Below are 7,151 nucleotides of genomic sequence, written 5' to 3'. Positions count from 1 at the left end.
CTGCAGCATTCGGTAATGGCGCGTCCGTCCTTCAAAAAACATCTGAGCAAGATTATGCCCCAAGCGGCTGAACGCAGTACGTACGTCCTCTTTTCAGGGGTGGCATTGGGATTGATATGTCTGTATTGGCAGCCGATAGAGGGCTTTTTATGGCGCGTGGACAATGAGCCGGTAAAAGGTCTGTTGATCGCGGGATATATTTTCGGCTGGCTGTTTTCACTTTTTTCTACTTTTATCATCAACCATTTCGAGCTGTTCGGGCTGCAGCAAATCTATTTGAACCTTATCAACAAGCCCGAACCGCCCGTTTGTTTCAAAGAAAAGCTATTGTACAAATTTGTACGCCATCCGATCCAGCTGGGAGTACTGATCGGTATATGGCTGACCCCTGTCATGTCTTATTCGCATTTGATGCTGTCGATCACGTTGAGCATCTATATTTTTATCGGGCTGAGATACGAAGAGAGGGATTTGGTTTCTGCGTTGGGGAATACCTACAAAGAGTACCAAAAACGCGTCGGAATGCTGTTCCCTTTTCCCAAATAAAAAAAGGGGAAAAAGAGACGGGCTGCTTTTTTACGCGTGAAAATCGTGGGACTCATGAAATATTTTCTGGTGAGGGTCCCGGTGGATGAAGCGATTGGCTTCCAACAATCGTTCACACACCGATTCGATCGTATCCCCTTTCTTCAAGACGATCAGACTCCCTCTCAAATGATGCTGCGGATAGAGATTAATCAATTTTTCCAAAGCACATTGTGCGCCTACATGGTCCACAAAAGTAAATAAAACGGCTATGTAATGTTCATTGATTTTTCGGATGACATCGCTATGGCGCACGCTGTCCATGATATGCGCTTTATCAACATCGTAATCATCGCAGGCCACTAAAGCCCAATTGGCATCAATGTTGTATCTTTCCAGTGTGTACAGAGCCATTTTAAGATCTTGCTCGAACGCGAGTTTTAAGTCAATAGCACTTAACTCTTTCATCTTATTCCTAATCGCAGTATTATTTTTTAAGTATTTAAAAGACCGGTATTTTACCTGAATCTCTCAGGAGAATGGGACAAGCCGTTTTCCCGAAATCATAGAGGGGCGGGTGATTAAGCAAAAATCACTACAATACGCTCATAACATGGACACCAAGGATTCCCCATCAAACCTTCAAATACAAACAGAAAACCGGCTCCGAAAAGAGAGTACAAAAACCCTCCGCAGAACGTCGCGCGCAAAGCACCGCCGAAAAAAGAGAACATCGAAACAACTCAAAAAAATGAGATCAAAGCGATGTTTATGAACTGGTTCAAATCAAGCCGCGCCGTCGCGGGTCATATCATGACCAAACAAGACGTCATCAGCGCTATTTTGAAAAAGCTGGATTCCAAACAGGACCGTCCGTTTCAAATAGCGATGGATGAGCTGAAAAATGACGGGCTGATCGAGATGAAAGAGGACGGCGTGACGCTGGTACTGACCCAAAAAGGTGCCGAGCGGATTTTAGGATGAAACGCTAAACAAAATATTTCATGTGCCGATATGGCTTTTCCATTTTTCAAGTGAGCTATTTTTATGAAAACAACCAAACTTTTTTCCCGATTTATAACCCTGTTTCTGCTTCTGCTTTTCGGAATGGCCATCGGCGCCAAATCAGGAGGGCTGGACACGTTGCGATTTAGCATATTTTTGGTGATTCTTGGCGTATTGAGCTGGCTGCATATCAAGATGATGCGCAAGAAATTCGCCCGCTATCACAACGCGGCGATCCCCTGATTATTCTTTCCTCTCCCCTTTTTTACGGCTCACATAGGTGAGCACCGCCATCGAGACAATCAGGATGCCGACCCCGCTGATCAGATAAAAAGCGTAATCCATCTGGCTGATATCGTTGATGGCGACTTTAAAGACCACCATCAGCGATTCGATCGAGAGGGCGATGATGATCGAGGTGAGAAATTTTGTGAGGGTGGCGTATTCGTTGCCCTCCTCCAGCGTCAACGAGCGAAAAAACACCTCTTTTTCCAAAATCGTTTTGGCCAGATCGTAGATCGCTATGGCGAGCGTGATCCCGATGATCGATTTAAAAACATGCTGCAGCGTCTCGTCTCCGACGCTCGTCAGCGCCTTGGCAAACCCAATCAGGCCGTAAATACCCAAAAAGAGAGCCAGCAGCACCAGCCCGCCCCCAAGCAGCGCATAAACCCACACCGAGAGCTTTGAGATGAGGCGGTCGCTGTCGATCAGATGCATTTTCGTCATGACGGCAACGAGGTCGAGGTCGAACACGACGATCTTCCCATCAGGAAACCGGCGCGCCACCGAGACTTTTGGCTGCCCTGAGTTGGCGCAGATATATGGGTTTGAGACGTAATTGCCGTGCTCGTCGAACTGGATGCGGTTGACGAAATAGCCTCGATCACTCCCCTGCATTGAGCTGTCGTGGCTGTTGCGGCGCCATGTCGGAGTGATCTGCATCCCCTGCGCATCCATAACGTACAGATCGCTCAGGCACGGGAGATTTTTGAACGTGCTGCGCACCTGCACCTCATCGAAATCGCTGTAGGGCTTGTCACTGATCGTGGTGAGTAAAAACCCCTCTACCGTTTCGCGGTTGGCGCGGTAAATCTGCATCATCTGTTTCATATCGTAGTGTCCTGCCGGTTCGTAGTGGTTCTATTATAGTGAAAACCCCCTTTTCACAGTACAATTTCAATCATCGCAAGGAAATTATCATGTTTAAAAAACCGATTGTGTCTCTTTTCGCTACCTTTTCTCTGATCACGGCCTCCCATGCCGCCGAAGCGAGCGCGTGGGAAGTGTTCGGATGGATGGAGGATACGCTGATCGGAGAATGGAAACTCTCCCCAGCGCAGGCGCAAAGCGGCACCGAATCCTACAAGCATAAAGCGGTACTGCCGCTCGTGGGGACCGATACGACGGGGATTGCGTTCAAACTTATCGGTGGCGAAGTGACGATTCAAGAAGACCTCCTCCCGAACACGTCCAAGCAGATGGTGACCATGTATCACTGCAAGGACATCGCGTGCACCAACCTCAAAGCGACCCATTACTGCTCCAAACAAAACCAGCCCGAGTTTCTGGCCAATCTGCGCGAAAGCACTCCGGATCGGATCGTGTTTGAGTGCGACATGAGCACCGAGCTGTGCCGCTCCGACGAAGACCATATTCACCAAATCGTTCATGAGCTCAGCAACGGCGGCAAACACCTCAAAAGCTCCTATTTCGCATGGAAAGACAAAAAGCTGAGCACCACCCACTCGATCTACCATTTCGACCGGAAATAACCGTTGAACTATTACGAAGCTCTTTTTCTGATCGTTATCGCTCTGGGAGGAATATTTTTCACCCTGTACATTCTGCACCGGTTCCGCACCAAAAAAGCAATGGAGAACATAGAGCGTCTCCCCTTCCCCGAAAAGTATGAAACGATCCTAACCCGTCTGCCCCACTTTCGCAGGCTTTCGGCTGAAGACCAAGCCGCGCTTCGCCGCTCTGTACTGCGGTTCATCCATACCAAGGAGTTTATCGGGATCGATCTGGGGGTCACGGAAGAGATGAAAGTGCTGATCGCCTTTTACGCCTGCCTTCTCCTGCTGCGCAAAAATGCTCCGCTCCCCTACCCTGAGCTCACGACGGTACTGATCTATCCCGATTCCGTCGTGGTAGAACAAAACCGCACCGAAGGGGGGATCCATACGAGCGAAGAGGTGGAAATCGACGGCCAGTCGGCCAACGGCACCGTCGTGATCACGTGGGATGCCGCCCGAAGCGAAGCCTATGCGATGGGTCCTTACAACCTCATTTTGCACGAATTTGCCCACGAAATCGACTTTATGGACGGCGAGATCGACGGCGTCCCTCCGATGGAACGCTCGCGCTATCATGAATGGGTGGATGTTTTCGATAGAGAGTTCGATGCTCTGAGCGTACTCGTGCACAAAAACGCCGATCTGGGAAAATACGCCCTTTTCGGGCCTGATGCGGCGCTGGACGAGGCGGAATTCTTCGCCGTCGCTACGGAGCGTTTTTTCGGGGAAAGCGGCGTTTTAAAAGAGAAATTTCCCGGCCTCTACGACCAGCTCAAAATCTTCTACGGGATCGATGCGGCGGAACTTTTTTCGTAAACTGAGCACTGCTGCCGTTTCGATCGGAAAGAGCCTAAAAGCCTTTAGGCTATAATGCGGGAAACAAACCAAGGCTTCCTCTCATGTCCAAACACCCGACCCTCCTTCAGCAATTTCGTTCGTTCTGTTTTCAAAACAACGCTACGGACATCGAAAAGGCAATAGAGTACTTCGCCGTTTTCGGGGGAATGGGATGGAACGTGGATTTGAGCAAACCTCTCGAAGAGCTGATCGAAGAGAAGGTTCTTGCCAATTACCGCTATCTGCACGGCGACATTACCAAAATCACCCAAAGCAATAAATCCTACCACGCGCTCCTCACCGCGCTCGCTTCCGGGGATCGGCGGGAACACTCCGCCTTCCGGCGTGCCGGCCTGCAGCGGCGCGAGGGCGAAGAATCCGCGGCGTTTCTGATCAAAAACGGCCTGCTGGTACGCGAAAGCTCGCAGGAGGAACCTGCGGATGAGCACGAGGAGGTCTCGGATCGGCTGATCTTCACCGCCCCGTTCATGCGGTTCTGGTTCTCCTCCGTATCGCCGTATTACAAGGGGATCAAAGAAGGAAATTTCGCCGAAGTAAAAGAGCGGTGGGAAAACACCCGCCACGCCTTTTTCGATCCCGTCTACGAAGGGCTTGTCATCGCGCTGGTGAAACAGAGCTTCAAAGAGGACTGGGTGAGTAAAATCAGTTCATACTGGGATAAAAACGGGGAGATCGAGATACTGGGACAAACGAAATCGGGAAAAGTTCTGGCGGGAGCGTGCAAATATTCCAAGTCCAAAGCCAATAAAAGCGAGCTGACCAAACTTCAGGAAAAATGCGCACGGGCGCAGCTTAAAGCCGACATTTTCGTCATCTTCTCCAAAAGCGGATTTTCGAGCGAGTTTAAAAAAGAAAAAAGCGAAACCCTCCGTCTCTTTGCCCTTAAAAATCTTCGTTCCCTGATCGATGATCTAAGCGAAAAAGACCTTCTCGTCAACACGAACAAAAAGTATTAGATTAAGATTTTTTTATGTTATCGGCTGTACAATAGTTCATTGCACATTGTCGTCATTTCTCATAGTTGATAGTCATATCCGGCTTCCTGCGCTTACCAGCCAAAGGTAGACAATGACCGCCTATCAAAAGTATTTTCTTTATCTCGCACTCTCTCTGACACCGATATTCTTCCTTTCCTGTTCATCGTCCGGAACGAGGTCTTCCCCATCCGAAGAAGCCGCTGCAGCGCCGGATGAGGATACCGCAATCAACAAAAGTGCCTACCCCGATAAGTTTGATAACTACTTGGTACGTTTGACCGCCGTCAAAAAGATCCAGACAGCCGGTTCGCCCGGCAAAGCGATCGTTTGGATCGGTGATCCGTCCTATCGACAAGATATGCCTTCTCCGGATGATGTTTACGCTGAAAAAAATATATCAGGGATAGGACAATGGGTCAAACTCGGCCTCAACGCACCTGATTTTCAAGATGTCAACGAAAGCGAATGCATGTTGATACCTCCGACAGGGACGGAAGAAGTTTTCTGGCTGTATCCGAAACAGACCAAAAACGGAACCTACAAAATTTCCGCCTACGTCAAACTCTTTACGTCAAAAGAATGCCGCGATTCCTTTAATCAAAAATTTTCCGACATCGTGGAAGTCGAAGTGGAAATAGCGTATGAAAATATCGTCATAACGATGCTGGCAGATCTTTGGGACGTATTTTGGGAAAAAGCCTTATGGTTTTGGGGCGCATTGCTGGCGCTCATATTTACACTCATTCTAAGGAAAGTCAAACAGCGTCTTGGAGATAAAGAGAACTAAGGAAGGAACAATGGCACACGAAAAACAGCGGCTCATCCTGCTTTATGACGGTACATGGAACGATCCGCAGGATCGCACCAATGTTTACAGACTTTCACGCAATATCCTAGACTACGACGGTGACGTCTATCAACGCTTTTTTTATGACCCGGGTGTCGGAACATCAGAGTTTACCCGTCTTCGCGGGGGATTATTCGGTACGGGGCTGAGCAAAAATCTCTTAGAAGGGTACGAATGGCTCGCCAGACGCTATACGCAAGGGGACGAAATCTGGGTATTCGGCTTCAGCCGCGGCGCCTTCACCGCCCGAAGCCTTGTGGGTATGATTCGAAAATGCGGTCTGTTGCACATCGCAACAGCGGATTTGCTTGATGAAGCCGAAAAACTTTACCGCGACAAGCACTCTTCACCGGACGGCGAGAACTGCCGCCTCTTTCGAACACACTACAGCCGTGAGGTAAAGATACATTTCATAGGCGTCTGGGACACGGTAGGCGCCTTGGGTGTGCCGGGAACCATGATCTCCGAGCATGAACTTTATTCCTGGCATGATACGCGCTTATCCAAAATCGTCGAGCGAGCCTATCATGCCGTCGCGCTGGATGAGCACCGAGCCGCTTATGATGCCGTGCTGTGGAGCGGTGAGAACGGAATGAAAAAGAGTGAACATATCGAGGTGGAACAGCGTTGGTTCATCGGCGCACACGCCAATGTAGGCGGCGGATACGGCGACGATCCGCTTGCCGATCTTTCTTTGGCATGGATGCAGGAAAAAGCCGCCGCCGCAGGGTTGAAACTGACGCCCTATCAGGCGTCATCCCACGCTTACGAGTCTGCACCGCGAGATTCGTACGAAGAGTTTCTCAAAGGCGGCTACAGCGCATTCCGAAACGTATTTCATTCCGGCAACGGCAGACACTACCGTCGGTTTGAGCAAGATCAGGAGGGCAATCTCGCTATCGGCGTGACGGTAGATCCTTCCGTATGGAAGCGCTGGAAAAGCATTCCGACATACAGACCGCCGACACTCATCGCGGCCGGTTTAACCCCGCCCGAACAATTTGATGCGTGACGTAACACGCCAAAGGCCGGGCTGAATACTTTCATTCTGATTTGGTCTTTTTTGATTTTTTATATCTCAAGAGCCTCTAAGCGATCTTTTCTATAATGGTGATATTTTTCAGAAGGATGGCACGATGA

The 7,151-nt window shown here is 49.5% G+C and carries 10 protein-coding genes; 8 read left to right on the top strand and 2 right to left on the bottom strand.

What is annotated here, in order from left to right:
* Positions 1–546, top strand: a 546-nt coding sequence (locus JU82_RS00740; protein WP_037945593.1) for an isoprenylcysteine carboxylmethyltransferase family protein, incomplete at its 5' end; no start/stop codon positions are given.
* 30 nt (positions 547–576) lie between these two features.
* Here the strand turns inward: JU82_RS00740 and JU82_RS00735 are convergent.
* On the bottom strand, positions 577–993 hold the full coding sequence (locus JU82_RS00735) for a hypothetical protein (protein ID WP_037945590.1): 417 nt from the start codon (positions 991–993) through the stop codon (positions 577–579).
* A gap of 303 nt (positions 994–1,296) precedes the next feature.
* Between JU82_RS00735 and JU82_RS11515 the strand changes: the two genes are divergently transcribed.
* Positions 1,297–1,509, top strand: coding sequence for a hypothetical protein (locus tag JU82_RS11515; protein ID WP_294891925.1), 213 nt, complete (start codon positions 1,297–1,299; stop codon positions 1,507–1,509).
* Positions 1,510–1,572: 63 nt separating this feature from the next.
* A complete protein-coding gene (locus JU82_RS00725) occupies positions 1,573–1,773 on the top strand; it encodes a hypothetical protein (RefSeq protein WP_037945586.1) in 201 nt (66 codons plus the stop codon).
* On the opposite strand, the gene JU82_RS00720 is transcribed toward JU82_RS00725, so the two are convergent.
* Positions 1,774–2,643, bottom strand: coding sequence for a PDC sensor domain-containing protein (locus tag JU82_RS00720; RefSeq protein WP_037945585.1), 870 nt, complete (start codon positions 2,641–2,643; stop codon positions 1,774–1,776).
* 89 nt (positions 2,644–2,732) lie between these two features.
* Between JU82_RS00720 and JU82_RS00715 the strand changes: the two genes are divergently transcribed.
* From JU82_RS00715 to JU82_RS00695, 5 genes are all read left to right on the top strand, one after another.
* Complete coding sequence (locus tag JU82_RS00715) at positions 2,733–3,305, top strand: hypothetical protein (RefSeq protein WP_037945583.1); 573 nt, start codon at positions 2,733–2,735, stop codon at positions 3,303–3,305.
* Between the two features lie 3 nt (positions 3,306–3,308).
* Positions 3,309–4,145, top strand: coding sequence for a M90 family metallopeptidase (locus JU82_RS00710; protein WP_037945581.1), 837 nt, complete (start codon positions 3,309–3,311; stop codon positions 4,143–4,145).
* Positions 4,146–4,228: 83 nt separating this feature from the next.
* The gene (locus tag JU82_RS00705) at positions 4,229–5,143 is read left to right on the top strand and encodes a DUF234 domain-containing protein (RefSeq protein WP_037945579.1); all 915 of its coding nucleotides are present in this window, start codon (positions 4,229–4,231) and stop codon (positions 5,141–5,143) included.
* Positions 5,144–5,255: 112 nt separating this feature from the next.
* Complete coding sequence (locus JU82_RS00700) at positions 5,256–5,951, top strand: hypothetical protein (RefSeq protein WP_037945578.1); 696 nt, start codon at positions 5,256–5,258, stop codon at positions 5,949–5,951.
* Positions 5,952–5,961: 10 nt separating this feature from the next.
* The gene (locus tag JU82_RS00695; RefSeq protein WP_037945577.1) at positions 5,962–7,023 is read left to right on the top strand and encodes a DUF2235 domain-containing protein; all 1,062 of its coding nucleotides are present in this window, start codon (positions 5,962–5,964) and stop codon (positions 7,021–7,023) included.
* The last annotated feature ends 128 nt before the right edge of the window (positions 7,024–7,151 follow it).

The organism is Sulfuricurvum sp. MLSB (assembly GCF_000747095.1).
Taxonomy (GTDB): Bacteria; Campylobacterota; Campylobacteria; order Campylobacterales; family Sulfurimonadaceae; genus Sulfuricurvum.
The sequence above is the reverse complement of the archived record's forward strand: the minus strand, read 5'-3'. Positions and strand labels throughout refer to the sequence as shown.

Excerpts from the sequence above, each read along its gene's own strand:
- JU82_RS00735 (WP_037945590.1), bottom strand. The coding sequence starts at position 993 with ATGAAAGAGTTAAGTGCTATTGACTTAAAACTCGCGTTCGAGCAAGAT.
- JU82_RS11515 (WP_294891925.1), top strand. The coding sequence starts at position 1,297 with ATGAACTGGTTCAAATCAAGCCGCGCCGTCGCGGGTCATATCATGACC.
- JU82_RS00725 (WP_037945586.1), top strand. The coding sequence starts at position 1,573 with ATGAAAACAACCAAACTTTTTTCCCGATTTATAACCCTGTTTCTGCTT.
- JU82_RS00720 (WP_037945585.1), bottom strand. The coding sequence starts at position 2,643 with ATGAAACAGATGATGCAGATTTACCGCGCCAACCGCGAAACGGTAGAG.
- JU82_RS00715 (WP_037945583.1), top strand. The coding sequence starts at position 2,733 with ATGTTTAAAAAACCGATTGTGTCTCTTTTCGCTACCTTTTCTCTGATC.
- JU82_RS00705 (WP_037945579.1), top strand. The coding sequence starts at position 4,229 with ATGTCCAAACACCCGACCCTCCTTCAGCAATTTCGTTCGTTCTGTTTT.
- JU82_RS00700 (WP_037945578.1), top strand. The coding sequence starts at position 5,256 with ATGACCGCCTATCAAAAGTATTTTCTTTATCTCGCACTCTCTCTGACA.
- JU82_RS00695 (WP_037945577.1), top strand. The coding sequence starts at position 5,962 with ATGGCACACGAAAAACAGCGGCTCATCCTGCTTTATGACGGTACATGG.